Annotated in this window: 21 protein-coding genes and 1 pseudogene; 5 read left to right on the forward strand and 17 right to left on the reverse strand. The window is 61.9% G+C overall.

The window, feature by feature from the left end; translation table 11 throughout:
- Window positions 1-11: 11 nt before the first annotated feature.
- The 3 genes and pseudogenes from QMK32_RS25285 to QMK32_RS20810 all read right to left on the reverse strand — a co-directional run.
- A pseudogene (locus QMK32_RS25285) lies at window positions 12-278 on the reverse strand (DUF2256 domain-containing protein); the annotation flags it as partial.
- The gene (locus tag QMK32_RS20805) at window positions 184-1,722 is read right to left on the reverse strand and encodes a glycerol-3-phosphate dehydrogenase/oxidase (RefSeq protein ID WP_283477180.1); all 1,539 of its coding nucleotides are present in this window, start codon (window positions 1,720-1,722) and stop codon (window positions 184-186) included. The pseudogene QMK32_RS25285 and the gene QMK32_RS20805, both read right to left, overlap by 95 nt.
- The gene (locus QMK32_RS20810) at window positions 1,719-2,300 is read right to left on the reverse strand and encodes a TetR/AcrR family transcriptional regulator (RefSeq protein WP_283477182.1); all 582 of its coding nucleotides are present in this window, start codon (window positions 2,298-2,300) and stop codon (window positions 1,719-1,721) included. Before QMK32_RS20810 ends, QMK32_RS20805 begins: the two co-directional genes overlap by 4 nt.
- A gap of 62 nt (window positions 2,301-2,362) precedes the next feature.
- Here QMK32_RS20810 and QMK32_RS20815 point away from each other — a divergent pair, with 62 nt between their 5' ends.
- On the forward strand, window positions 2,363-3,943 hold the full coding sequence (locus QMK32_RS20815) for an FAD-binding oxidoreductase (protein ID WP_283477278.1): 1,581 nt from the start codon (window positions 2,363-2,365) through the stop codon (window positions 3,941-3,943).
- Entirely contained in the window at window positions 3,940-4,872 is a 933-nt protein-coding gene (locus QMK32_RS20820) for a diacylglycerol kinase (protein WP_283477183.1), read from the forward strand. Before QMK32_RS20815 ends, QMK32_RS20820 begins: the two co-directional genes overlap by 4 nt.
- A gap of 2 nt (window positions 4,873-4,874) precedes the next feature.
- On the opposite strand, the gene QMK32_RS20825 is transcribed toward QMK32_RS20820, so the two are convergent.
- Complete coding sequence (locus tag QMK32_RS20825) at window positions 4,875-5,825, reverse strand: hypothetical protein (RefSeq protein WP_283477184.1); 951 nt, start codon at window positions 5,823-5,825, stop codon at window positions 4,875-4,877.
- A gap of 125 nt (window positions 5,826-5,950) precedes the next feature.
- On the opposite strand from QMK32_RS20825, the gene QMK32_RS20830 reads away from it, so the two are divergent.
- Complete coding sequence (locus tag QMK32_RS20830) at window positions 5,951-7,462, forward strand: acyl-CoA synthetase (RefSeq protein WP_283477185.1); 1,512 nt, start codon at window positions 5,951-5,953, stop codon at window positions 7,460-7,462.
- 73 nt (window positions 7,463-7,535) lie between these two features.
- Window positions 7,536-7,997, forward strand: a complete 462-nt coding sequence (locus QMK32_RS20835) for a hypothetical protein (protein ID WP_283477186.1) — start codon at window positions 7,536-7,538, stop codon at window positions 7,995-7,997.
- A gap of 32 nt (window positions 7,998-8,029) precedes the next feature.
- Here QMK32_RS20835 and QMK32_RS20840 read toward each other — a convergent pair whose 3' ends face one another.
- The 7 genes from QMK32_RS20840 to QMK32_RS20870 all read right to left on the reverse strand — a co-directional run bounded on the left by QMK32_RS20840 (window position 8,030) and on the right by QMK32_RS20870 (window position 17,532).
- Window positions 8,030-8,716 (reverse strand): TerD family protein, encoded by a 687-nt coding sequence (locus QMK32_RS20840; RefSeq protein WP_283477188.1) that lies wholly within the window; start codon window positions 8,714-8,716, stop codon window positions 8,030-8,032.
- A 55-nt stretch (window positions 8,717-8,771) separates the two neighbouring features.
- Window positions 8,772-10,019: a T3SS (YopN, CesT) and YbjN peptide-binding chaperone 1 gene (locus QMK32_RS20845; RefSeq protein ID WP_283477189.1), complete on the reverse strand. Its 1,248-nt coding sequence runs from the start codon at window positions 10,017-10,019 to the stop codon at window positions 8,772-8,774.
- Window positions 10,020-10,361: 342 nt separating this feature from the next.
- Complete coding sequence (locus QMK32_RS20850) at window positions 10,362-11,738, reverse strand: NAD-dependent succinate-semialdehyde dehydrogenase (protein ID WP_269306403.1); 1,377 nt, start codon at window positions 11,736-11,738, stop codon at window positions 10,362-10,364.
- A 115-nt stretch (window positions 11,739-11,853) separates the two neighbouring features.
- Window positions 11,854-12,810 carry a hypothetical protein gene (locus QMK32_RS20855; protein ID WP_283477191.1) on the reverse strand — a complete coding sequence of 319 codons (957 nt, stop codon included), beginning with the start codon at window positions 12,808-12,810 and terminating at the stop codon, window positions 11,854-11,856.
- Window positions 12,811-13,205: 395 nt separating this feature from the next.
- Window positions 13,206-13,793: a TetR/AcrR family transcriptional regulator gene (locus QMK32_RS20860; RefSeq protein ID WP_283477192.1), complete on the reverse strand. Its 588-nt coding sequence runs from the start codon at window positions 13,791-13,793 to the stop codon at window positions 13,206-13,208.
- Entirely contained in the window at window positions 13,793-15,025 is a 1,233-nt protein-coding gene (locus tag QMK32_RS20865; protein WP_283477193.1) for a cytochrome P450, read from the reverse strand. Before QMK32_RS20865 ends, QMK32_RS20860 begins: the two co-directional genes overlap by 1 nt.
- Window positions 15,026-15,120: 95 nt before the next feature.
- Window positions 15,121-17,532, reverse strand: coding sequence for an ATP-dependent Clp protease ATP-binding subunit (locus QMK32_RS20870; protein ID WP_283477194.1), 2,412 nt, complete (start codon window positions 17,530-17,532; stop codon window positions 15,121-15,123).
- Window positions 17,533-17,651: 119 nt separating this feature from the next.
- On the opposite strand from QMK32_RS20870, the gene QMK32_RS20875 reads away from it, so the two are divergent.
- Window positions 17,652-17,984 (forward strand): ribosomal protein L7/L12, encoded by a 333-nt coding sequence (locus tag QMK32_RS20875; RefSeq protein ID WP_283477195.1) that lies wholly within the window; start codon window positions 17,652-17,654, stop codon window positions 17,982-17,984.
- Between the two features lie 10 nt (window positions 17,985-17,994).
- Here the strand turns inward: QMK32_RS20875 and QMK32_RS20880 are convergent, their stop codons facing one another.
- The 6 genes from QMK32_RS20880 to QMK32_RS20905 form a co-directional block, all read right to left on the reverse strand.
- Window positions 17,995-18,882, reverse strand: coding sequence for an SCO6745 family protein (locus QMK32_RS20880; RefSeq protein WP_283477196.1), 888 nt, complete (start codon window positions 18,880-18,882; stop codon window positions 17,995-17,997).
- Window positions 18,883-18,923: 41 nt separating this feature from the next.
- Window positions 18,924-20,396, reverse strand: a complete 1,473-nt coding sequence (locus QMK32_RS20885) for a DUF1254 domain-containing protein (RefSeq protein WP_283477197.1) — start codon at window positions 20,394-20,396, stop codon at window positions 18,924-18,926.
- A 108-nt stretch (window positions 20,397-20,504) separates the two neighbouring features.
- Window positions 20,505-21,266: an ectoine/hydroxyectoine ABC transporter ATP-binding protein EhuA gene (gene ehuA / locus QMK32_RS20890; RefSeq protein ID WP_283477279.1), complete on the reverse strand. Its 762-nt coding sequence runs from the start codon at window positions 21,264-21,266 to the stop codon at window positions 20,505-20,507.
- Between the two features lie 13 nt (window positions 21,267-21,279).
- Complete coding sequence (ehuD, locus tag QMK32_RS20895) at window positions 21,280-21,924, reverse strand: ectoine/hydroxyectoine ABC transporter permease subunit EhuD (protein WP_283477198.1); 645 nt, start codon at window positions 21,922-21,924, stop codon at window positions 21,280-21,282.
- Window positions 21,921-22,652 (reverse strand): ectoine/hydroxyectoine ABC transporter permease subunit EhuC, encoded by a 732-nt coding sequence (ehuC, locus tag QMK32_RS20900; RefSeq protein WP_283477199.1) that lies wholly within the window; start codon window positions 22,650-22,652, stop codon window positions 21,921-21,923. Before ehuC ends, ehuD begins: the two co-directional genes overlap by 4 nt.
- A gap of 22 nt (window positions 22,653-22,674) precedes the next feature.
- Complete coding sequence (locus QMK32_RS20905) at window positions 22,675-23,571, reverse strand: ectoine/hydroxyectoine ABC transporter substrate-binding protein EhuB (protein WP_283477200.1); 897 nt, start codon at window positions 23,569-23,571, stop codon at window positions 22,675-22,677.
- Window positions 23,572-23,888 lie beyond the last annotated feature (317 nt).

A 23,888-nucleotide genomic window follows, 5' to 3' on the forward strand; every position in this document is an offset into this window, starting at 1 on the left:
TTCCTTCGGCATGCGTCGCTACAGAATTTGACGTCATCGAAGTTGTTTTCCCATTTCTTACGCCACTCGATGCGCCGCCCGCAGGACATGCAGGTCTTGTCCTCGGGTGAGGGCTGTGCGCGCTTCTTGTGGGCCACCTCATCCAATGTAGTTCGATCCGATGTAGGTCGGCAGCGGGCCGGGCTAATGGACGAACGGTGCGGCGACGTCAACCACAGATGCACGATCCTCGGCGACCAGGCCGATTCGGGTGCGGCGGTCGACGATGTCGGACACATCGAGTGCGCCCTCGTGCCGAACAGCGAATTCGAACTCAGCGCGGGTGACGTCGATCCCGTCGGCAACCCGCTCGAGGGGGCGTTCGCACGTTGCATTCTCGATGACTGCCGAGGCCTCGCCTCCATACCGTGCGACGATGGATGCAGGTACGCCGTCCTGCGGGGGAGCGAGTGGCGTCACTGGATTTCCGGGAGCACCTACCAGCGGCAACGAACGAGTCCGACACGGCGCAAGCTCGAGACCCCGGGTTCGCCCGGCGTGGTCGAGGACGTCCTGCGCCATATGCCGGAACTCGGTGAGCTTCCCGCCGACCACGCTGAACACGCCGTTCGGAGATTCCAGCACCGCATGGTTGCGAGACACATCCGAAGTTCGACCCTCACCGGTATCGATCAACGGCCGTAGGCCTGCGAAGCTACCCAGCACATCCTTTCGGGTGACTGCGGTGCCGAGTGCGGTGTTCACGGTAGCGAGCAGAAAGTCGATCTCCCCGTCCGTCGCTAGAGGTTCGTCGGGGATCGGACCTGGGGCTTCCTCGTCGGTGAGGCCCAGGTACACCCGGCCCAACTGCTCCGGCATGGCGAAGATGAATCGGTTCGTCTCGCCTGGGATCGGTACCGTCAATGCTGCCGTCGGGTTCCCGAACGACTGCGCGTCGAACACCAGATGTGTTCCACGACTGGGGCGTAGACGGATGGAGGTGTCGACCTCGCTGGCCCACACGCCGGTCGCGTTGATGACGAGACGAGCCGCGAGATCGAAGCTCTCCCCGGTCAGTTGGTCGGTCAATCGGACCGATGAACCAGTGGCCTGCGACGCCGCGACTTTGGTGAGAATTCGCGCACCGTGCTGAGCTGCTGTGCGGGCAACTGCCACGACGAGGCGGGCGTCGTCGATCAGCTGTCCATCGTATGCGAGCAGACCACCGGTAAGCCCGTCCCTGTCGATGGCAGGCACCAGCTCGATTGCCCGCGCGGTGCTGACCTTGCGCGAGCGAGGCAGTGTCGAGGACGGTGTACCTGCCGCGAATCGCAGCGCGTCTCCAGCGAGAAAGCCCGTACGCACCAACGCTTTTGATCCTGTCGACATCGATGGCAGCAGGGGTACCAACTGTGGCATGGCCGTCACGAGATGAGGTGCGTTGCGGGTCATCAGCAAGCCGCGTTCGACGGAGCTGCGTCGTGCGATCCCGACGTTGCCGGTGGCGAGATACCGCAGTCCTCCGTGGACAAGTTTGGAGCTCCACCGGCTGGTGCCGAAAGCCAGATCGTGCTTCTCCACGAGAACCACGCTGAGTCCGCGAGATGCTGCGTCGAGCGCAACTCCGGCGCCGGTGATGCCGCCACCGATGACGACGACGTCGACAGATTCGGTGGCGTCGCCGAGTACGGCCAGGTCGTTCGTGCGGCGCGCACGATCGAGCGATGCGGACAAAGTAGTCACGAGGCGAGGTATCCGTTCAACATGTAGGCGAGTTCTGTTGCGAGTGAATCGCTGTCGAGAATCGACACGACGAGTTCTCCTGATTGGAGTACCGATTGCACGGTGAGCAGCACCATGGCGGCCAGTTCGCGGGTGTTGCCGTGGCGGATGCTCCTGTGCGCCTGTCCTCGTGCTATCCCGTCTTCGAGCGCTGCGATAGCGAAGTGCTGACTGGTGCCGAGTCTTCCGGTGATGTAGACCATCAAGAATTCGGGTGCAGTGTGCAGCACCGACATCACTACCGCGTCACTGCGCAGCAGGCCTGCGATGGACACGATTCTCTCCACTAACTGCTCACGCGAATCGCCGCGCTCGGGAACCTGAACGACGGCCCCCGTGATTCGTTCGGTCAAGACCGCAGCCAACACGGAGTTCATGTCCGGCCATCTTCGGTAGATCGTCGGTCGGCTCACTTCGGCGCGGCGGGCGATTTCGGCGAGCGTGACCCGCGCGAAACCGTAGTCGACGACGCACTGCGCCGCAGCGTCGAGCACCTGAGCCTCGACCGTGTCGACGCTATCGTTACAGGTTGACAACACGTGTAACAATGTAACACGTGACTACCTCGGACTCCCGTACGGGCGGACTGCCGCTACCCCCGATGAAGTGGAATGCATGGGGAAGCGCGGATGCCGCGAAGCCTCTCTCCGCAAACATCTGCAACTTGCTCGAGCAGGTGCTCGGCGTGCACAAGACGGACGACAACGGTCTCGGTGTGGAGCAGGTACGGCTACGGTCGACCGCGATTACGGAGAATGATCGCGCGGCACTGGCCGAGATCGTCGGCGAAGAGCACATCAGTACGGCAGACGCCGACCGCCTGTGCCGAGCAGGCGGAAAGTCCACCTTGGATCTGCTGCGCCGTAAAAGCACGGAAGAGCAGGATGCGCCGGACGCGGTGCTCGCGCCTTCGCATGAAGACGAGATCGCCGCAGTTCTTGCCTATTGCTCGTCCGTGCGGGTGGCCGTCGTTCCCTTCGGCGGAGGAACCAGCGTGGTCGGCGGTCTCGACCCCGAACGCGGACAGGGCAAGGCAGTCGTCTCCGTGGATCTGCGACGCTTCGACGAACTCCATTCGCTCGACGAGGTTTCCGGAGAGGCCGTGCTCGGCGCTGGTGTGACCGGGCCGAACGCCGAGGAGTTGTTGCGTAGCAAAGGCTTTTCGCTGGGGCACTTCCCGCAGAGCTTCGAGTTCGCGACCATCGGAGGATTCGCAGCGACGCGATCCTCCGGTCAGAATTCGGCTGGGTACGGCCGTTTCGACGACATGATTCTAGGTCTGCGGATGGTCACTCCCGCCGGAGTTCTCGATGTCGGCCGTGCACCTGCATCGGCGGCGGGTCCTGATCTGCGTCAGTTGCTCGTCGGCTCCGAGGGCATCTTCGGGATCATCACTCAGGTTCGCGTACAGGTGCATCGTGTCCCCGACACCACGCGCTACGAAGCCTGGAACTTCCCAGATTTTGCAACAGGCGCAGCAGCGCTGCGTGCGGTCGAGCAGACCGACAGCGGACCCACTGTCATCCGATTGTCCGACGAGGCAGAAACCGGCGTCAACCTCGCGACTTCGGACAAGATAGGTGGTGAACAGCTCGCCGGTGGATGCCTGGCGATCACCCTGTTCGAAGGTACCGAAGCGCACTCCGCCAGCCGGCACGCGGAGACCCGCGACCTGCTCTTGGCTCACGGTGGAACATCTCTCGGCGAGGACATTGCGCGTGATTGGCAACATGGTCGGTTCGGGGCACCCTACTTGCGGGATGCACTGCTCGACTCGGGCGCACTCTGCGAGACGCTGGAGACCGCAACGACCTGGTCCAACCTGCTTCACCTCAAAGCCACCGTCACCGAGGTCTTGACCTCGGCACTGAGTGAAACCGGCACCCCCGCTCTGGTTCTGTGCCATATTTCGCACGTGTACCGAACCGGCGCGTCGCTGTATTTCACCGTCGTTGCAGGTCAGCGTGGCAATGCCATCGTGCAGTGGCAGACAGTGAAAGCTGCTGTATCGCAATCGATCGTGAGCAACGGCGGCACCATCACTCATCATCACGCAGTCGGCGCCGACCACCGGGTCTGGATGACCGAGGAAATCGGCGACCTTGGAATCGAGGTGCTGCGCGCGGTGAAGCGAACATTGGACCCCGCAGGCATACTCAACCCGGGTAAGCTGATCCCGTGACCCGGGAAGGTGAACGACGCCAACGCGAGATTCGCCGCATCACGCTCCTGGCCAACCCCGCAGCTGGGCACGGTAATGCGCCGCACGCGGCCACCCGCGCAGTGACGCGGTTTCAGCAGTTGGGGATCGACGTGCGTGCCATCGTCGGGATCGACAGCGCACATGCGCTGACCCTTGCGCGTGAGGCACTCGAACTCGGTACCGACGCATTCGTCGTCGTGGGCGGAGACGGAGTCATCTCCATTGCCTTGCAGGTGCTCGCGGGCACCGACGTCCCGCTGGGGATCATTCCAGCAGGAACCGGAAACGACCACGCCCGTGAATACCAGCTTCCCACAAACGATCCCGAGGCGGCAGCCGAGATCGTGGCCGATGGCTGGACCGAACACGTCGACCTCGGACGTATCCGCACGCAGGACGGCACCGAACGCTGGTTCGGCACCGTCATGGCGTCCGGGTTCGATTCACTGATCAGTGATCGCACCAATCGGATGCACTGGCCGCACGGGCGGATGCGCTACAACGTTGCCATCGTCGCCGAGTTCCTGAACTTGAAACCGTTGCCGTTTCGGCTGGTACTCGACGGCAACGAGGTCCTCGAACTCGATGTGACCCTGGTGGCGGTCGGCAACACCCGCTCCTACGGCGGCGGCATGCTCATCTGTCCCGATGCCGACCGAACCGACGGACTGCTCGACATCACTGTTGTCGCATCAGGTTCGCGCATGCGGCTGATTCGGTTCTTTCCCAGTGTATTTCGCGGTACTCACGTCGAGCGGGAAGAGGTGAGCACCTACCGAGCCCGATCCATCACCGTCGACTCGCCCGGAATCAACGCCTATGCAGACGGTGAACGCGTCGGCAGGCTGCCCGCCGAAGTCGAGTCGGTGCCACGGGCGTTACATGTCCTGGTGCCTCACCGCAGCTAGAGCTACTCGGCGTCGAGGAGCTGTCGATACGCCTCGGCAACAAGGTCGTTCGCGAGATCGTTGTTGTGATAGCGGGCGTACGGCGAGCCCTTCTGGTTCATGAGGCGGGTGTTGAGGCTGTACGCGAGATCGTCGAATACATCATCCGCTACCCCGAAGTCGACCTCGGCGTCGCCGGACAACAGTGCCCCGATGTCGATCTGCCATGACCACACATCGTGGCTCTTGTATTCCCCTCGTGCAGCTGTGACGACATCGTTTGCGAACTCGAGTTGAGTGTCGGAGTAGCCGGCCGGAATATCGGTATTGACGGTCATGACCAGCTCGATCGAATCGTCGTCGTCGTTGGTGTACTCCGTGACGAACAACGTCTCCAGGCTGCCGCAATTCAATGTCAGAAGTCGGCGTCTGCCTTTGGCTTTCGCGGTCGAGGGTAGCGCGGTCACATTCCAGAGGTAGCGCGCAGTGTTCGCGGGATCGGAGATCGACGCGTTGATGTAGTCCGCGACTATGCTCCGAATGTCCTGGTACGCAATATGATCGGACAACTCCCAGAAGCGCGACCGATGGGCGGTCGTCGCGCCGTCGGTGATGGTGATGCGCTCACTGCGATCGGACGGAAACGGAGACGGACCGGTAACTGCGTCTGCCGTCTGCGCCGTTCGCGCCCTGAGCGTAGTGGTCCGAGTGAGAAGCTGCTGCAACTCGGCGAGCGCATGTTCGGCATCGTCTGCGGGCCAGGACGCAAACTCGAGGAACTCGATATCGGACCACTCACGACGGTCGTCGAGGAACCGCGCAGCGACATCCATGGATCGGCCCGCATAGGCCTCGTCGTTCGTGAAGTGCAGTACGTACAGACCGCTGGTGAATCCCTTCGCTGCGAAGAGTGCCGAGATCGAACCCACCTCCGATACGTCGAAACGGGTGAGATCGAACGAAGGGGAGTTCATGGTTCTGATCTAACTACAGTCCGTGTCGTTGCTGTAGGCCAGATGCCCATCGATGACGCCGACGTGTCCAGGCGGGCAGTTCGCAAAGCTACCTAAATTGCTTGGACGTCCTATAACCTTGAGAGATGAGCACAGGTACGCGCGTCAACACTGTCGATGGCATCCTGCGGCGGTCGGCCGCACGATTCCCGAACCGCCCAGCCATAGTCTTCGACGGCCGTAGCCTTACCTACCGTCACCTCGACGAGACAGTCAGTCGGGTGGCCCGGTATCTGCTCTCGCTAGGACTGGTGAAGGGCGATCGCGTCGCAGCCTACGGAGTCAACTCAGACGCGTATGTCGTCGGTTTCTTGGCGTGTGCAAGGGCGGGACTGGTTCATGTCCCGGTGAACTACGCGTTGGTGGGGGAAGAGCTCGGCTACCTCATTGCTCAGTCGGGGGCGCGCTCTGCACTCGTCGATCCGGAACTCGCCGATGTCTTGCAGTCGGTTCGACGTGAACACGACATCGATGTGGTTCTCTCCCTTGCCGACTTGATGGATCTGGCGTTCGACGAAGATGCGTCCGAACTCGACTCCGCTGTCGAATCCGGCGATCTCGCACAGCTCCTCTACACCTCCGGAACGACGTCGAAGCCCAAGGGCGCCATGATGTCTCATGGTGCACTCGTAGCCGAATACGTGTCCTCGGTGATAGCCCTCGGTCTCGGCCGAGACGATAATCCGCTGGTGGTGATGCCGCTCTACCACTCGGCCGGAATGCATGTATTCACGCTGCCGTACCTGTCGGTCGGTGCGACGATACATCTGATGAGCAAGCCCGTTGTGCCGGAAATCCTTCGGAGGATCGAAGCGGATCGAATCGGCTCGTTGTTCTTGGCGCCCACAGTCTGGGTCCCGCTCGCCAACCATCCAGATCTCGAGACCCGAGACCTGTCCTCCTTGACCAAGGCGCAGTACGGGGCGTCGATCATGCCGGTGACGGTCCTCAACCGATTGCGTGCAAAGTACCCGAACATCGAGTTCTACAACTGCTTCGGTCAGTCGGAGATCGGGCCGCTGGCAACGGTATTGCAACCCGAGGAGCACGAGGACCGGCCGGCTTCCTGTGGGAGGGCCGTTTTCTTCGTCGAGACTCGTGTCGTCGACGCCGAAGGTAACGACGTTCCCGACGGCGAACCCGGTGAGGTGCTGTATCGATCGCCGCAGCTGTGCGACGGCTACTGGGACAATCCGGATGCGACGGCAGATGCATTCCGCGACGGGTGGTTTCACTCCGGAGACCTGGTGACGCGCGACGCGGAGGGCTTCATCACCGTCGTCGATCGCATCAAAGACGTCATCAACACTGGCGGTATTCTTGTAGCGTCGCGTGAAGTCGAGGATGCGATCTACACGCACCCAGCCGTCGCCGAGGTCGCCGTCATCGGGACCCCCGACGACAAGTGGATCGAGGCTGTCACCGCAGTGGTCGTGCTCAAGGATGGCCACGGCGCCACCGCCGATGCACTCATCGCCCATGTAAAGGGATCGATTGCGCCGTTCAAGGTTCCCAAGAACGTGGTGTTCGTCGACGAGTTGCCGCGCAACCAAAGTGGCAAGTTGCTCAAGCGTGAACTGAGGTCGCCGGTGAAGTGACGGCTGATACGTAACGCGACCGACGTGGCAGTCGATATCTCTCCCGACACGAATCTTCTACTTCGGGGGAGCCATGAACAAACGCACGGGTATTACCGGTGGAACTTCGCGAATTGGCAGGTTCATTGCAATTGCGTTCGCGGCTTTGGCAGTGATGTTCGTGGTTACACCTTCCGCGGCGGCCCAGCCGAGTTTCGGTTCGACCAACTTCTCGTTGCCAGTCGTCGGTCTGAATATTCAGAGTGACGGCTATGTGGGCGGCGAAAGCCTCTTCGTCTACTCGACACTGGTTGCACACACCGATGCCAGCCAGCCGGGTAAAACGCTCTTTCTTCACAACGGCAGCCACTGCGGTTGCACTGTGAACTGGCGCAACCTCGACACCGGCGCCACCGGATCGTGGACCATGCCGCCTGTGGCGGAATGGGATCCGTGGAAGCCGACCGGTGTCGGGCGCATCGAAGCGACTGCCCGAATCGATAGCAATATCGGCCTGACGATCATCACCGGCCGCGGATCCTGGACCGTTCCCTGACTCAGAGAATTAGTAAAGGGGCAGTGGGATATCTACTTCCGCCCTGCTGCCCACTTCATGCCCCATCCGTACTTCTTGTCCAAGTCCGACTGGCTGCCCTCGATGTACTCGACCTCGCGGGTGACGGTAATGCCCTGCTTGGTGTTCTCCAGCAGTGCGATCGAGCAGATGCGGGCTGAATTGTTGTCGGAGTCGAGCCGAACCTCCACCTGAGGTCCGGTAGTGGGGAAGAGGGTGACGACGCCGTCGACCGCGGCCCAGTTGGGTGCGCCGTCGTAGATCATGGCGAAGATCAGTATCCGCTTGAAATTCTCCGGCCGCGCGAGGTTGATGTGCATGTTCTCTCCGCCGGTTACAGTGCCCGAACGGTCATCACCGTCGAGCGCGATGTAAGGCGCTGTCTCGAGTGAACCGAAGCTTTTTCCGAGTGCCTGGATGACACCCTTGGTGCCGTCCGCCAGCTCGTACAAGCATCCGAGGTCGAGGTCGACTCCGCCGCTGCCGTACGAGGCGGCAGCGAGCTTGGCGAGGAAACCTTTCTTCTTCGGCTGCGGTGCAGCCGCGCCGCTCGACCAGTTGAGATTGACGCGCATCGCGCCTTGTTTCTCACCGGACTTCGTCAGGCTGATCGTGGGTGCTGCCTTGGACAAGGTCACCTTGCTCAGGCTCACTGCCGCAGCCGGCGGCGTCGTGGGCTTGCGGGTGTAGTCGATGGCCATGGAAAGAAACCTTTCGCGCTGCGTCTGCTGTCCGGTTTGCGTATTTCAACTCAGACTAGTCGCGCTTTGAATCATCATGCGACCGGGAGTGGCCAGGAAACGAACGCGTCTGTCGTCCGGATCCGATGGTCCGATGGCCCGGACCATCGACGACGAAGCGCAGCGCCGCACGCATCGATTCCTCGGCTCGACGCCATATTTCGGTGTTGCGGCGGAGCAATGTATCGTCCTTGCCCTCTGCGATGGCGTGATCCGCGAGCTCGGCGATGTAAAGGTGCTCCCGCGCACACACCCGGAGGAATTCCAGGATCACGAGTCGATCATGCTCGCAGACCGAGGCCACGTGCCGCGGGTCGGGCATCAAGCCCGGCAGGTCCGAGTAGATCAGCGAACGCAGCTCGGCGGGCAAAATCTCCTCTCCGATGGACGGCTGCCGCAGCTGGGCTGCCAACGCGTCGCCGCACTCGGAGATGAAACGAACGAACATCCCGAGCCCACGCCCGAGGTGCTCCTCGACCAGTGGTGAGCAGTCGATTCTTGTGGTCGCGACCACCGTGTCACCGGGGAATCGGAAATTGATGTCCGGCCAGGAAAGAGCGAGATCTGTAGTGATCGACGTTGCTGCTCGGCACTGCGGATCGACGTCGAAGGCGATGAACAGTTCCACGACGGGTTCGGTTTCCAACACTCGTAGGTAGGCCGTCCCGCAGTCGAATGGGAACGCGATATCGCCGTCGGCGTCTTTGGTCGGCTCGGCGAACATTATCGAGTCGAGTATCGCGTCGACCTGCGAGGAAAGCCGATCGTGTGGAGTGGGCGCATCCCAGCCTTCCAAGGCGGAATCGGTGTCGAAGACCGCCGACGGGGGACTGCCGTCGGCCCAAGCGGCAAGAAACGACGGATGCGTGACGCCGTGGATCTCGCGCAACAGGGTGGTGATCGCGGCCGACGCAAATTCTGTGTCGTCAGCTGCCGCGAGGACGTACAAGTCGAGTGAGTGGTGCGCTGAGGGGGAGCCGCTGTCGGCACCGTCCCAGCCTGCGTGTGCCAACATGATGCGATCTTCAGCTGTCATTACTCGTACGATCGCGCGCCGAAGCGTCACATCGACGCGGACGGCCCCATCGAAACGTCCGGTGACAGTCAGTGACAGGTCGTCGTCGCTGAACCTCTCGCGTGTAGTCGTGGTGCAGATCGAGAGTGTGTCGCCGCAGCGCATCGCTGCGAAGTAACACCCTAGGCGAACAGTGAATCGGATCCATGCTGCGTCGAGTCCGGCATCGAAATCGAGTTCCTCGGACACGAGGTACCTCCTTGATGGCACGCGGGAACCGTGGGTTCAACTGGTCACCGCTATCGAGAGGTACTCGATGCGGGTTCGTTCTTGCCTGATGAATTCAGTTTAGTAGCGTGCTCCGACACTGCAGACCGGCGAATTCGCCGTATCGTTCTTTGTGGCCACGAACAAGATGGTTGCAAGCGAAAGTTTCGGTGCCGCAGTCTTATTGGTCGTGTCATTCAATCGAATGACACGACTTGTCGGGGATGCCTCGTTTGCGGCGTGTCGAAGCCTTGTATGTGGGTCTACACACGCGAAAGGCCGCGCCCGGAATGCTTCCTCGGCGCGGCCTTTTCGATCGGCGGTTTACTTCTTGGAGACGCGAACGAGCTTCTTGTTCACGAACTCGTCCATGCCCCAGGGGCCCAGTTCGCGGCCGACACCCGAACGCTTGACGCCGCCGAACGGGAGGCCGGGGAGCGTGGTGCCGTGCTCGTTGACAAAGGCCATGCCCACATCGAGTTGCTCTGCCACCGTTCGAGCATTGTCGAGATCGGTGCTCCAGACCGACCCGCTCAGGCCGTACGCGGATGAATTAGCCAGTTCGATTGCCTCCTCGGCGTTCTTGACCTTGTAGATCACGCCCGCAGGCCCGAACAGCTCTTCGCTGTACGCACGCATATCCGGGGTGACATCGGTCAGGAGAGTCGGCTCGACATATGCGCCGGGGCCATCGATTTTCTTGCCGCCGGTGAGCAAGGTGGCTCCCTTGTCGACAGCGTCGTCGATCTGCTCGATGAGGTTGTCGGCAGCGGTCTGCGAGGACAATGGGCCCATCGTGGTGTTCTCGTCCAACGGATCGCCGGTCTTCGTGGCCGCGAACGATGCGGTCAGTTTGGTGACGAACTCGTCGAAGTACTGCTCGGTGACAATGATGCGCTTGGCGGCGTTGCAGGCCTGTCCGGCATTGGACAGCCGCGCGCGGGTAGCCGATGCGACGGTGGAGTCCATGTCATCGGAGTCGAGGAGGATGAAGACATCGGATCCGCCGAGTTCGAGGACGACCTTCTTGAGGTTGCGGCCGGCTGTTTCCGCAACAGAAGTTCCTGCGCGCTCGCTGCCGGTGAGGGACACGCCCTGGACCCTGGGGTCGGCGATCATGTCTGCGATCTGCTCATTGCTCGCGAAGATGTTGATGTATGCGTCTGCGGGTAGTCCGGCTTGCTGAAAAATTTCCTCCATCAGCAGAGCCGACTGCGGACAGTTCGGTGCATGCTTGAGCAGAATCGTGTTGCCGACCATCAAGTTCGGCCCGGCGAAGCGAGCAACCTGGTAATACGGAAAGTTCCACGGCATGACGCCGATGAGTGCACCGATCGGCTTGCGCTGCAAGACGGACTCTTCCGCCCCAGGCACGTCGAGCTTCTCATCCTCGAGCAAAGTCGGGCCGTTGTCGGCGTAGTACTGGTAGATGGCCGAGGACAGCTGAACCTCGCCCTTTGCTTCTGCGAGTGGCTTGCCCATTTCGACGGAAATGCTTCGCGCGAGCTCGTCGGCTCGTTCGGTATAGAGGTCGGCGACCTTGTGCAGGATCTCTGCGCGGTGTTTCGGTGACGTCTTACTCCACGTCAGGTAGCCGGAGTGTGCAGCGGCGAGCGCACGCTCGACACCGGCAGTGTCGAGGGTCTCGAATTCCTTCACGGTCGTGCCGTTGGCAGGATTGACAGTTTTGTAGGTTGTCATACCCGATTCAACAGGATGTGGGTGTCTCGTTGTTCCAATTCGAGCATGCCAATCGTCGCGCAGCTGGTCACGAGGGGGAGAGGATGCTTTCACGTTCCGATCACGTCGTGATGCTTCACAGGGTGCGCACCCTGATGAGCCCACTGAGCGTGCCCTGCAGGTACTCGCCCCTCGAAGTGATGAGTCCTGACGTCTGCAGCGTGTCGTTCACTACCGAGCCCAGCAACTGCTGAGTGGCCAGGACCGAACCGGTAATGGGATCGATCACCGTGTACTCGTATCCGTCCAACACCGAGGTAGCGGCGGACGACAGTGGAAGAACCTGACGGGTCACGGTGTACAGGTTGCCGTCCGCTGTGGACAGGCGCGGCACGGCGGCGCTACGCACTTCGTTGTCCCACACTGTGTGGCAACCGGAGCCGCCGAGGTCGACCCGCGTCATCCCTCCGGTGAAGGGTGCTGTGGCCGGCACCGCGGGGCCGGCGTCCGCGGGCACCCTGGGATACGGGTATCCATATGTACTCGCCACGAACACCGAGTTTCCGAAGCCGATCGGTGAGTTCTCGCTACCCGGGCCTCCGGTGGTGAGGACGGGTTGCGAGCACACGAGCTCGCCGGTCGAGGCTCGATATACCTGCAGCTCGACCTGATCGTCGGCATTGTCGACGATGGTCAGATAGTCGGCTCCAGTGGCCGGGCCGAAGTACGTCGGTGTGGAACCGGTACCCCAGCTCAGTTGGCCGGGTTTGCGAGAGCTGCCGCGATCGTAAGGGGCACGCCAATCGATCTCAGGAGCGCCGTCGGCGATGCTGAGTTGGTAGAGCGCGTGGGTGGTGGCTACCGCAACCCCGCTGGTGGAGCTGGAGATGCTGTTTGCGACGTGCTCGACTGCGGGTAGTTGCAGGGTTCCAACGGTGTCGGTGCCGTCCACGATCCCGACTCGGCCGTCGCCGGTGGCGAACCAGATGTTGCCCTGCCAATCCGGTACGAGCCCGGTCCCGTTGTCGCCGTGGGGGATTGCCGCGGTCAAGTCGACGGACCGATCGATGGTCAGCGTCCAGATAAGCTGCACCGGTGCCGAGTACCGCGGTGTCGATCAGGTGCACGATCGGTCTCTGGTCGACAATCGCGGTGCACAGCGCGAGAACCATCCCGTCGGAACTTTCCAACAGGGTTGGGCAGGCGGCAGCCAACGGCAGCGAGTCCACCGTGAGCGGTCCGCCGGGACCGGCGAGATGTGTCGCGTCGGAGGAGCCGGCATCGCCATGCATCGTGGATGTGCCGACGGGCCCGAGGTATGGGTTGGCAGGGGCGAGGGGACCCCAAGTGGGCTGCGCCGAAGCGACACCACCACCGACGGTGGCTATCAGGACGAAGGTGAGTGCGAGAAGGAACAGAGCCTGTTGGGACTGCCGGTTCACGATTGCTCCCTCCTTCCGTGCCTCGATGCGATGCGATGCGATGCGGTCAGAACGGTGCCAGCAAGGCCGGCACCACGAACTGTTCGATCATGGCGCGCTCCTCGGCCTCGTCGGCGCCGGGCACGGTAAGCAGCGACACGATCACCCGAACCAGCCACCGGGAGCGTCGGAAGAGCTCTTGCTGGTCAAGGGTTCCGGCGTTGGCGAGCAATTCTGCGCCCAGCACCTCGATCACCTTGGAGGTGTTGGCGATTTCGGATGCGATGGCTGCATCGCTCAGCTCGAACCAGGCAGCCAGGATCGGTGTCGCTCGTACCTCTCGAAGCGCGCCGAGGATTCCCTCGACGACGCGTCGTCGAGGGTCCTCGAGGACCGCGACCTGCTTCCCGAGCCGCTCACCCAACCGTCGAGCTTCACGGTGTACGAAGGCCAGGTGCAGTGCTCGACGGTTCTCGAAGTACCGGTACAGCGTTGCCCGCGAACATCCCGCAGCCTTCGCGATCTCGGCCATGCCGGTGTTCGCGACGCCGCGAACCACGAAGAGCTCGGCGGCAGCGTCGAGGATTCGTTCTGCTGCGATCTCGGTGCGTTCGTCGCGCAGCCAGGGCGAGATCGGTGCGCCGGGACCTGCCATCAGTGGACCGCGAACGGCACATGGGTGGGCCGACGCACATAGTTGCCGGGTGCATATTCGACGGCGTCGATGTCGACGGTGAAGTCCGGATACCGGAGCAGTAGTTCTTCGAGCGCGACGCGGGCCTGCATTCTTGCGGCAGCTGCGCCGAGGCAATGGTGGGCTCCGTGGCTGAAGGTCAAAATTTGACGCGGAGCACGCAGCACGTCGAACTCCTCCGCATCGGGGCCGTAGGCACGCGAGTCGCGATTTGCGGACCCGTAGACCAGTAGTACCTTACGTCCCGCTGGAATGGTGACGCCCTCGATGGTGACATCGCGCGTGGTGGTGCGGGCCAAGCCCTGCACCGGTGAGGTCAGGCGTAGCAATTCCTCGATGGCGTCAGGAATCCGAGACGGGTCCTCGAGCAACAGCGCCCGCTGGTCGAGTCGCTGGGTCAGCAATTGGACAGCGCCACCGAGCATCCCGGTCGTGGTGTCGTTACCGCCGGTAACCATGGTGAAGGCGAACCCGAGAATGGACAGCAGCCCGGAGATGTCTCCGTCGGCGCCGACCCCCGCGCCGACCAGATGCGAAATGGTGTCGTCACCGGCTTGTCCGGCCGCGGACTCTGCTCGGCGGCGTTCGATCAATGCGCCGAAGTAGCCCATCAGGTCACCCACGGCAGTCGCTGCGTCGAGGGTGTTGCCAGTCGCGGTAGCTGCGACAATCGAGTCGGTCCAGCCGTCGAACCTGTCGCGATCCTCGGCCGGGACGCCCAGGTAGTGCGCGACGACCATGCTCGGTAGCGGTTTGAACAGTGCCGTGACGATATCTCCGCTGCCGGCCGCGCGTAGTCCTTCCAGTCGTTCGACGACGAACTCGCGGACCTGAGGTTCGACGGAACTGACCTGCCGTGGAGTGAACCCGCGGGCGACGAGGCGCCGAAAGTCGGTGTGCTGCGGCGGGTCCTGCATCACCATCGGCGGGTTGTCGCGCAATCCGATTCGGTCCAGCTCACCGTACTGGGTGGTCAGGCCATCCGCCGAGGAGAAGCTCCCGTGATCGCGGGCGGCGGCGTATACATCGGCGTGTCGGGTGAGTGCCCAGTAGTCGTTATCGGGCGATCCAGCCGGCACTACATGGTGCACGGGATCGCGATCGCGCAGCGCCGCGTACATGCCGAACGGGTTGCGCCACGTCTCACCGGAGGGCGGCACGTACGAGGCCTCAGAGGACAATATGCTCGACATGTATCGACAATGAGACAAACAGCCACATATGTCAATAGAAAAACCCTCCGGTGTTCGCGTAGACCGACTATGCGAACACCGGAGGGGGAGTGGAATCAACCTACGGTCAGGGCTAATTCGTCATCCGCGACGTCGACCGACACCGAGCCGCCCTCGGCAAGAACGTCGTCGAGCAGCAGATCGGCGATACGGTCGTCCAGCGAACGTTGGATCGACCGACGCAACGGACGCGCACCGAACTCGGGCTGATGCCCGTTCGAGGCGAGCCAGTCGACGGCCGCGTCGCTGAACTTGATCTCGATACCCCTGGCCGACAGACGCTCTCGGCTGTCCTGCAGCATCAGGTCGGTGATCGTATGCAGCTGTTCGGTATCGAGCTTTCGGAAGACGACGATTTCGTCGATGCGGTTGAGGAACTCGGGCCGCATCGCTTCCCGTAGCCGTCCCATCACCCGATCGCGAATCGGCTTTTCGTCTTGAGCGCCGGTGGTGAAGCCCAGTCCGCCCGACTTGCTGGAGATGAATTCCGACCCCAAGTTGCTGGTCATGATCACCACGGTGTTGCGGAAGTTGACCGTGCGACCCTGGCCATCGGTCAGACGGCCGTCGTCGAGCACCTGTAGCAACGTGTCGAACACGTCCGGGTGTGCCTTCTCGATCTCGTCGAGAAGAATTACCGAATACGGATTGCGCCGGACCTGCTCGGTGAGCTGCCCCGCCTCGCCGTAACCGACGTATCCGGGAGGGGCCCCGACGAGTCGGCTCACGGTGTGGCGTTCGCCGAACTCGCTCATGTCCAGACGCACCATCTTCTTCTCGTCACCGAACAATGATGCGGCCAATGCCTTTGCCAGCTCGGTCTTTCCGACCCCGGTCGGACCGAGGAACAAGAAGCTGCCGACGGGCCGGTTCGGGTCGCTCATGCCGGTCCGGCTGCGGCGCACCGCACGTGAGATCGACTTGACGGCCTCGTCCTGTCCGACGACGCGCTCGTGCAATTCCGATTCGAGCAACCGCAGCCGTTCCTTCTCCGCCTGCGTCATCTGGCTCGCGGGGATACCCGTCGAACGGGAAACCACGAAGGCGATGTCGGTCGCCGTTACCTCGGGTACGTCTTCGTCGGACTTGGTGCCGTTCAGGCGTCCCTGCAGTTTCACGGCTTCGTCGCGGATCTGCGACGCCCGTTCGTAGTCCTCGTCGGATATCGCCTTACCCTTGTCGACTTCCAAAGCGGCAAGCTGCTTTTCGATCGCTTCCTTGTCGATGCTCGGGGTGCTCAACTGCATGCGCGCACCGGCCTGGTCGATCAGATCGATCGCCTTGTCCGGCAGGAACCGGTCGCCGATGTAGCGATCGGACAATTCGACGGCAGCAGTGATCGCCTCGTCGGTGTAGCGGACGCCGTGGTGTTCTTCGTAGCGGGTTCGTAGACCGGTCAGAATCGCAACAGCGTCCTCGACGCTCGGCTCCGGAACCGTGACGGGTTGGAATCGGCGTTCGAGCGCCGGATCTTTCTCGATATGGGTGCGGTACTCGTCGAGCGTGGTTGCGCCGACGATGTGCAGCTCACCACGAGCGAGCTTGGGCTTGAGGATGTTTCCGGCGTCCATGGCACCTTCGGCGCCACCGCCTGCTCCGGCGATCGTGTGCACCTCGTCGATGAAGACGATGAGTTCGTCTTTGTGCGCGACGATTTCGTCTATCACCTTGGTGAGGCGTTCCTCGAAGTCACCGCGGTACCGAGTGCCGGCCACCATGGACGACAGGTCGAGTTGAACGATCCGCTTGCCGCTCAGGCGATCCGGGACGTCGCCGTCGACGATGCGTTGTGCAAGCCCTTCGACGACGGCTGTCTTACCGACGCCTGCTTCGCCGACGAGAACAGGATTGTTCTTGGTGCGACGCGAGAGTATTTCGATGGTTTGTTGAATCTCGTCGGTGCGTCCGATGACCGGGTCTATCCCGCCGTCGCGAGCGCGTTGAGTGAGGTCGACGCCGTACTTGTCGAGCGTCGGGGTGTCGGAGTTCGATTCGGAAGCCACCGAGCCACCCTTGAGCGCTGTCTGCAGCCCTTCGGGTGTGATGCCCTCCGAGGCGAGCAGTCGACCGGCGATCTGCTCGAGGTCGGCTGCGAAGGACACGAAGAGATGTTCGGGGTCGATGTACGTCGAGCCCAGTGTCTGGGCAATGTGATGGGCCTCGAGGATGGCGGTCTTGAGGGTGCTGCTCAGGCCGGTGGCACTGGCAGGTGTCTGAGCGCGCGACTGCGGTAGGCGGAGTTCGACGGCGTCGACGACGGCGTCGGGCTGGGCACCTGCGCGCTGCATCAGGCTGCGGATGGGGTCGTTCTGCGCCATGACGTGCAGAACGTGGAGCGCATCCAGCTCGGCGTCGCCGCGACCTGCTGCGAAAGTTGCTGCGTCGCCGATGAGGGACTGGGTGGACCTGCTCATCAGACGGCTGATATCGATGCGACGAGGACCTTCTGGTCCAAAGTAAGCCGGCATTGAGTTCCTCCTACAAGGGGTGAGCGTCTTCGACTCAACTAACATGCGTAGGAGTGATTCAATTCCCGAAGCCATTTTTCGCCCGGCGGCCCCGCCTGACCGCTTGCTAAGGTCGACGGGTGTCCAGCCCTCAGCGCAAGATCGTCAAGCGCATCGTTGTGGCCGTCGTCGCGCTCTGTGTAGCGTTCTTGGCCTTCGACGGGCTGACGAACGGCAACTGGTACGCGGTCGCCTTTGCCGTTTTCGCAGCGGTTTTGCTGCTCGACTGGCTCCGGCCCACCTCGGCACCGATCGAGCCTGTCGACCCGTCGATGGTGCCCGCAGATGATGTCCTCGCTGCCATCAGTGCGACGGACAGTCGGATTCCGGCCATCAAACTACTTCGCGAGCATCATCCCGGTCTCGGCCTGAAGGACGCGAAAGACCTGGTCGACGATCGACTCGGCCGATGATCGATCTGTGCTACTTGTCGCGTTTTTTCGTTCCCGGCAGAATCCCGGCGACTATCACTGCTTTGACGTAGGGCCGCACTCGAGAGATCAGGTCCTCGGCATCGGGAACGTTGCGCCAGATAGCCGAGGCCATCGCGTCGGTGCGGGCTTCGACGTGAGCATCGAGTGCAACCCCGTCGTCGGTGAGAGCCTCGTTCTTGTCTGATCGCGTGATCAAGCCTCGGGATTCGAGGCGGTCGGCGGCCGCAGACCAGTCGTCGTCCGACCATTGCCGGGTCAGCTGAGTGATCCGCTTGCCGAGCACTTTGCGAGCTTTCGGGTCGGGGTGGACGGCTTCATGGAAGACCACAGCTTCGGCTGGATTCAGCTCGGCGTCGACAAGTGCTGCGAGATGCCCGTCGCCCCGCCACTCGCGGATGACGGCGATGGCGTGCCAGAGCTCGAGATGCGGAACATCCGGAGCTGCAGCCGAGTGCCATGCTGCCGAGAGAGTGCGTCCGGCGAAGACTGCGGTGTCGCCGACATCGTGCAGTCGCTTTGCCAGCTCGACGAGTTCGGAATCGCCGGCCAGCGAACCGAGGGCGTCGGCGAGAACGGAGTCGAGCATCGACCACCGTCGATCCGCCACCTTCTCCAAGCCTGCTGCAACCGCGAGCGGCCACACCCGTTCGATCAGCGCGGGGTTGAAGTTGTAGAACGCTGCCGCTACGACGCTTGCCGATGTTTCACCCAGCGGTGCCGCCCGAGAACCGACGTACCAGGCGTGGCCGTCGAGGCCGGTGTCCTCACCGGCCGACTTCAGCTGTGGATTGAAGTACGAGGTGAGGTGGTACGGCTCGAGCGTCGTGTACGCGGCGCGGGCAATGGTGGACAGCGAGGTATCGGTGTGGCTGCTCATGGTGCTCGAACCTACCTGTCCGCGAGCGAGCCCGTCACCGATCAGAGACGCTCGATATCGCTTGGGACCCAGGTCTTGTCGAACCAGGGCTCGAGGGGACCGTACAAACGAAGGATGGCGTACCAGCTTTTGCCGGGCACCGTCTCGATCCAGTTGCCCCGGCGCTCACTCGGTGGCTGGGAACCGAAGGTCAGATCGATCGAGCCATCGCTGTTGTACGTGAGCTCGTCCTTGTTCCTCTCACTGCTCCGGCTTGGAAACGGCTGGCCAGTCTGCAGCTCCGAGCGGGTTTGCGGGTCGTAGACGATCAGCGACCAGAAATCCTTGGCTGGAATGCCCGCCGGAAGCGTGAGCCGGTAGGTGTTGCTCCCGCTCAGGTACTCACCCGATGCGTCGTGCTCGGAGACCGCGTACTGGGATCCGACACCGACCATCTCCAGCGCCATCGCCGGCGTATTCAGCGTCGCCTGGTAGAAAAAGAGCGTCCGTGCGTCGAAGTTGCGTCCCCCTCGGCCATCGCCGTCGAGCCACCGATAGTCGCCGCCCACGAAGCCCGTTTTCCACTTCCTATCCGCGTAGTAGTACGCGCGAGGATCCCTCGTCTTGAAGCAGATTGCGCGAGCGGTGGCATTGCCGACCGCAGCGCCGTCGCGAAGTATGCTTCGCATCCGCTCGTCGGGATCGAAGGGCAGGTCCTTGCGAATGCCGATTGAAGCGAGCAGGCCCCGAGTCTCGGGATCGATCATCTCGATCGGCTCGCGCGTGATCACAGCTGCGAGCTCTTCGTAGAAGTCGCTATCGTTGGCGTGGATCGTGTTGAATGTCTTGCCGGAGATCGAGGTGAACTCCATCTTCGGTTTATCGTCGGCAGCCGACAACGGATAGATCTTGACCCCGTCCTCGAACATGGCTTTCGCTGCGTCGGTTTTGCCGTCGACGAGAAATCCACGCAGCGCGAGCAGATTGACGCTGCTCGGAGACTCGGCCACGTGGTACCCGTCAGGACGTTCACCGGCGTATCCGGTGGGGACCAGTAGATAGTTGCCGCCGGCCCCGCGGTCGGGACCGGGCGCGCCCATATCCGTCACGAACCGGAACCAGGCGTCGTTGACGGTGCCTGGCCCGCAACCTGGCGGAATCTCGACGACGGTCGGGCCGTCGCGATCGAGATCGAGCATCGCCAACGCGTAGACGGTGTCGGTGTTGCCCGTTAAAAACAGCGGGTTGGAATCCAACAACTGGTCAGCGAGTGCGACCTTGTGGGCGGCAACGCAACCCACTTCCATCGCGCCACGGCGCAAGCCCTCCATCGAAGCCGCCGGGATGCACTGCAAAAACACCTCCACCGCACGGGAGAAGTCGAGATTATCGAAGACCTTCGCCGCCGTCTCGTCGCTGGGGAATCCGTCGGTGAACTCGAGGGTCCCGAGCCGTGTCTCGACGCTGTCGGGTGTCATGATCCGGTCAGGGACGGGAGTGTTGTAACCGGCAGGAACTTCCGCGGAGGAATTCATGTTTCGAGGGTAGGCGTGTCGGTGGACCCACCATGGATCTTTGGTCGATTATTCACTCGGCGTTGATGATTCCCTGATGCGCGCGAGCACATCGAGAGCCCTGCTGCGTCAGTTGGAAAGCACTGCCTTGAGAAATGCCTTTGTTCGCTCCTGCTTCGGGTTCGTGAAGATGTCCTCGGGGGTGCCTTCTTCGAGGATTCTTCCGTTGTCGAAGACGAGTACGCGATCCGCGACGTCACGTGCGAAGCCCATTTCGTGGGTCACGATGAGCATCGTGATGTCCGTTGTTTCGGCGATGGTGCGCAGCACGTCGAGTACGTCGGCGACCAGCTCGGGATCGAGTGCCGAGGTCACCTCGTCGAGGAGCAGAATGTCAGGATCCATCGCGAGTGCACGGGCGATGGCGACGCGCTGTTGCTGACCACCCGACAGCTTGGTGGGATGACTGTTTTCCTTGTCCGCGAGGCCCACTGTTTCGAGTAGTTCGCGTGCCCGGGCGATCGCGTCGGCTTTGCTCTTCCCGAGAACGTGAATCGGTGCTTCGGTGATGTTTTCCAGCACCGTCATGTTGGGGAAGAGATTGAATTGTTGGAACACCATGCCGATCTTGGTGCGCACGGATCGGAGGTGTTTTTCGGAGGCGACGACGAGCTTGTCACCTTTGTACTGGTGACTCAGCGGCTGGTCCTCGATCCAGATGACGCCATCATTGACTTTCTCGATAGTCATGAGAAGGCGGAGGATCGTGGTCTTTCCTGATCCGCTGGGACCGATCAGTGCCACGCGCTCGCCACGTGCGACGCGAAAATCCAAGTGGTCCAACACGACGTGACTGCCGAATTGTTTGACGACCTTGTCGAACGAGATCATGGTCTGCGTGCCGTCAGTAGGCAAGTCTCTTCTCCAGTCTTCTGATGAGGATCGACGTCGGGTAGCTCGCGATCAGGAAGATGACACCGGCCATCGTGATCGGCTCCAAGTATTGGAAGGTTCGCGCTCCGTATTGCTGAGCCGCTGTGACCATCTCGACGACGGTGATCGCGAACAAGAACGGCGTGTCCTTGAACATCGAGATTGCGTAGTTTCCCAGGGCCGGGATAGTGATGCGAATTGCTTGGGGAAGCACTACGCCGCGCCACGTGCGTGTGGTCGGAAGCGACAATGCGCGCGCTGCTTCCCATTGGCCCGGTGGCACTGCATCGATGCCGGCTCGGTAGACCTCGGCCATGTAGGTCGAGTAGTGGATGCCGAGCACGGCGATACCGATCTGCAGCGCAGAGAATTGCGGTAGCAGATAGTAGGCGAACAGCAGTTGCACCACCAGAGGCGTGAGCCGGATGAATTCCGACATCATGCGTAGCGGCACCGTCACGAATTTGGGTGCCGCGTGGCGTACGACAGCTATCACCAGTCCGAGGACCGCTGCCACGAAAAACCCGATCACGGTAGCAAGGACCGTGATCTTGAATCCTTCGAGCAGGTAAGGAAGTGAGTCCCATGCTCGTTCCCAACTCCATTCCACGCTCATCGGCCCACCCCCACATTCTCGTTGATGTTTTCCGGCCTCAGGCTCAGCACCTCACGCAGCGAGGGTCCGGTGCCGAGCTTTCCCTTTGCGCGCACTTCGAGAACGTTCATCAGCAAGGTCAGGATGTAGGCGATGATGAAGTACAGAACGAGCCCGATTCCGAAGGCGAAAAGGGTGTCGCCGGTGCCTCGCCTGAGTTGTTCGATCTGGTACGTGAGATCTTGGAGGAGAACGAAGCTCGCGAGAGCACTGCCTTTGAGTAGCTGAATCAGAAGGTTCGTCAGCGGTGGGAGCATCTGTACCCAGGCCTGTGGGAATACAACTCTGCGAAGCCGTTGGGCCGAGGAGAAGTTCAGGGCGAGCGCGGCTTCCCATTGCGGTGCCGGAACGGCTGCGATCGAACCCCGGACGACTTCCGCGCCGTAGGCGCCGTAGTTCAGACCGAGTGCCAGGATCGCACAGAATGTCGCATCCAGCTGGTAGCCGAACAGTGGCAATACGTAGAAGAGCCAGAACAACTGGACCAGAAGCGATGTGCCGCGGAAGAATTCGACGACCACACGGGAGGGAGCTCGAACCGACTTGAGTCGACTGCCTGCGGCAAGTCCGAGAATCAAGGCAAGAACGAAGGCCAATGCCGCCCCGCCGAGCGTCAGGAGAACGGTGGTGGTGATGCCTTCCTGGATTCGTGGCCACGAATCCAGGAAGGTATCGATGTTGTCTTTCACGATCGAATTACTCGGCCTGCGATCAGGAGTCCGCCTCGCAGAGTTGCGCAGTGGTCAGCGACGGGTCGGGCAATTCTTCCGCCGTGAATCCGTACTCGCCGACGATGGAGAGGTACTTGTCGGGGTCGGAGGTGATCTTCGCAAGTTCTTCGTTGTAAGCGGCGAGCAGCTCGGTGTCATTGGTCCGGAACACGGTTGCGCCCGCGCCGACCTGAGGCTTGCCATCGATGACGGCAACGAAGGACTCGGTGACGTCGACTGGAGCGCCTGGATTGTTCGTCTTCATCCAGTTCAGTGAGATCGCGGTGAGTGCGAAGACATCTGCGCGGCCAGAAGTCACAGCATCCATCCCGTCCTGCGGGGTGGCGACCTGAGTGGACGGGATATCGAGAGCCGCCGCGTAATCGGACTCGACTGCACCGGTCATCGTCGAGAGCTTCAGGCCACTGTCCTTGACCGACTGCATGTCCGTCAGATTGGCCGGGTTGCCAGCAGGGACCATCAGTGCCGTCGTGTAATTGAATTCGGGGTCTCCGAATGCTGCCTGCTCACAGCGCTGGGGGAGAATCGACATTCCGGCGCTGACCACATCGAATCTGTTGGCCTGCAAGCCTGGAATGAGTGCACCGAAGTCGGCGTTGACGCCTTCGACGGTGTCGATACCGAGGTTGCCGAAGATCTCGCGGTGCAGAGCGACGGTTGCGCCCGTTAGCTGACCGTTCTCTTCGAAGCTGTACGGGGCCTCGCCCGCGAATCCGACTGTGATCGTTCCCTTGTCCTGTAGGGACTGAAGTCGATCTTCGCTGCTGGTGGAGTCGGTCGACGTGCAGCCGACGAGCGAGGCGGCGGCCAGTGAGACTCCGGCAAGCGTTGCGACGAGCCTTCTGTTCGAAATGTCGTGAAGCACTGTTCGTGCCATGTGGCGAGGCCTTCCGATCACCGTTCGGCAACGACACGGATACAGCGGCCACTACCGCCGATGAGTTCCCCGGCGGGAAGCGGCGCGGCTGATTTCGCGCATATTTGCCGACCCTTTGAATGTTCTTCGGTTGACGAAACTTAACACGCTCACAGGTTGCACATCGGGTCATTGGGGTCGCTTCTTCGGGTTCCACGACCGCTGGCGTGCGTCGAAATGCCTGACCAATGCATGTATTTGCTGGTCTTGACACGAACGGGTAACGATCGGCACGTCCTGGTCAGAATTCCTGACACTAATGGGTATTTCAGCTCTCG

The organism is Rhodococcus sp. H29-C3 (assembly GCF_030063405.1).
GTDB lineage: Bacteria > Actinomycetota > Actinomycetes > Mycobacteriales > Mycobacteriaceae > Rhodococcoides.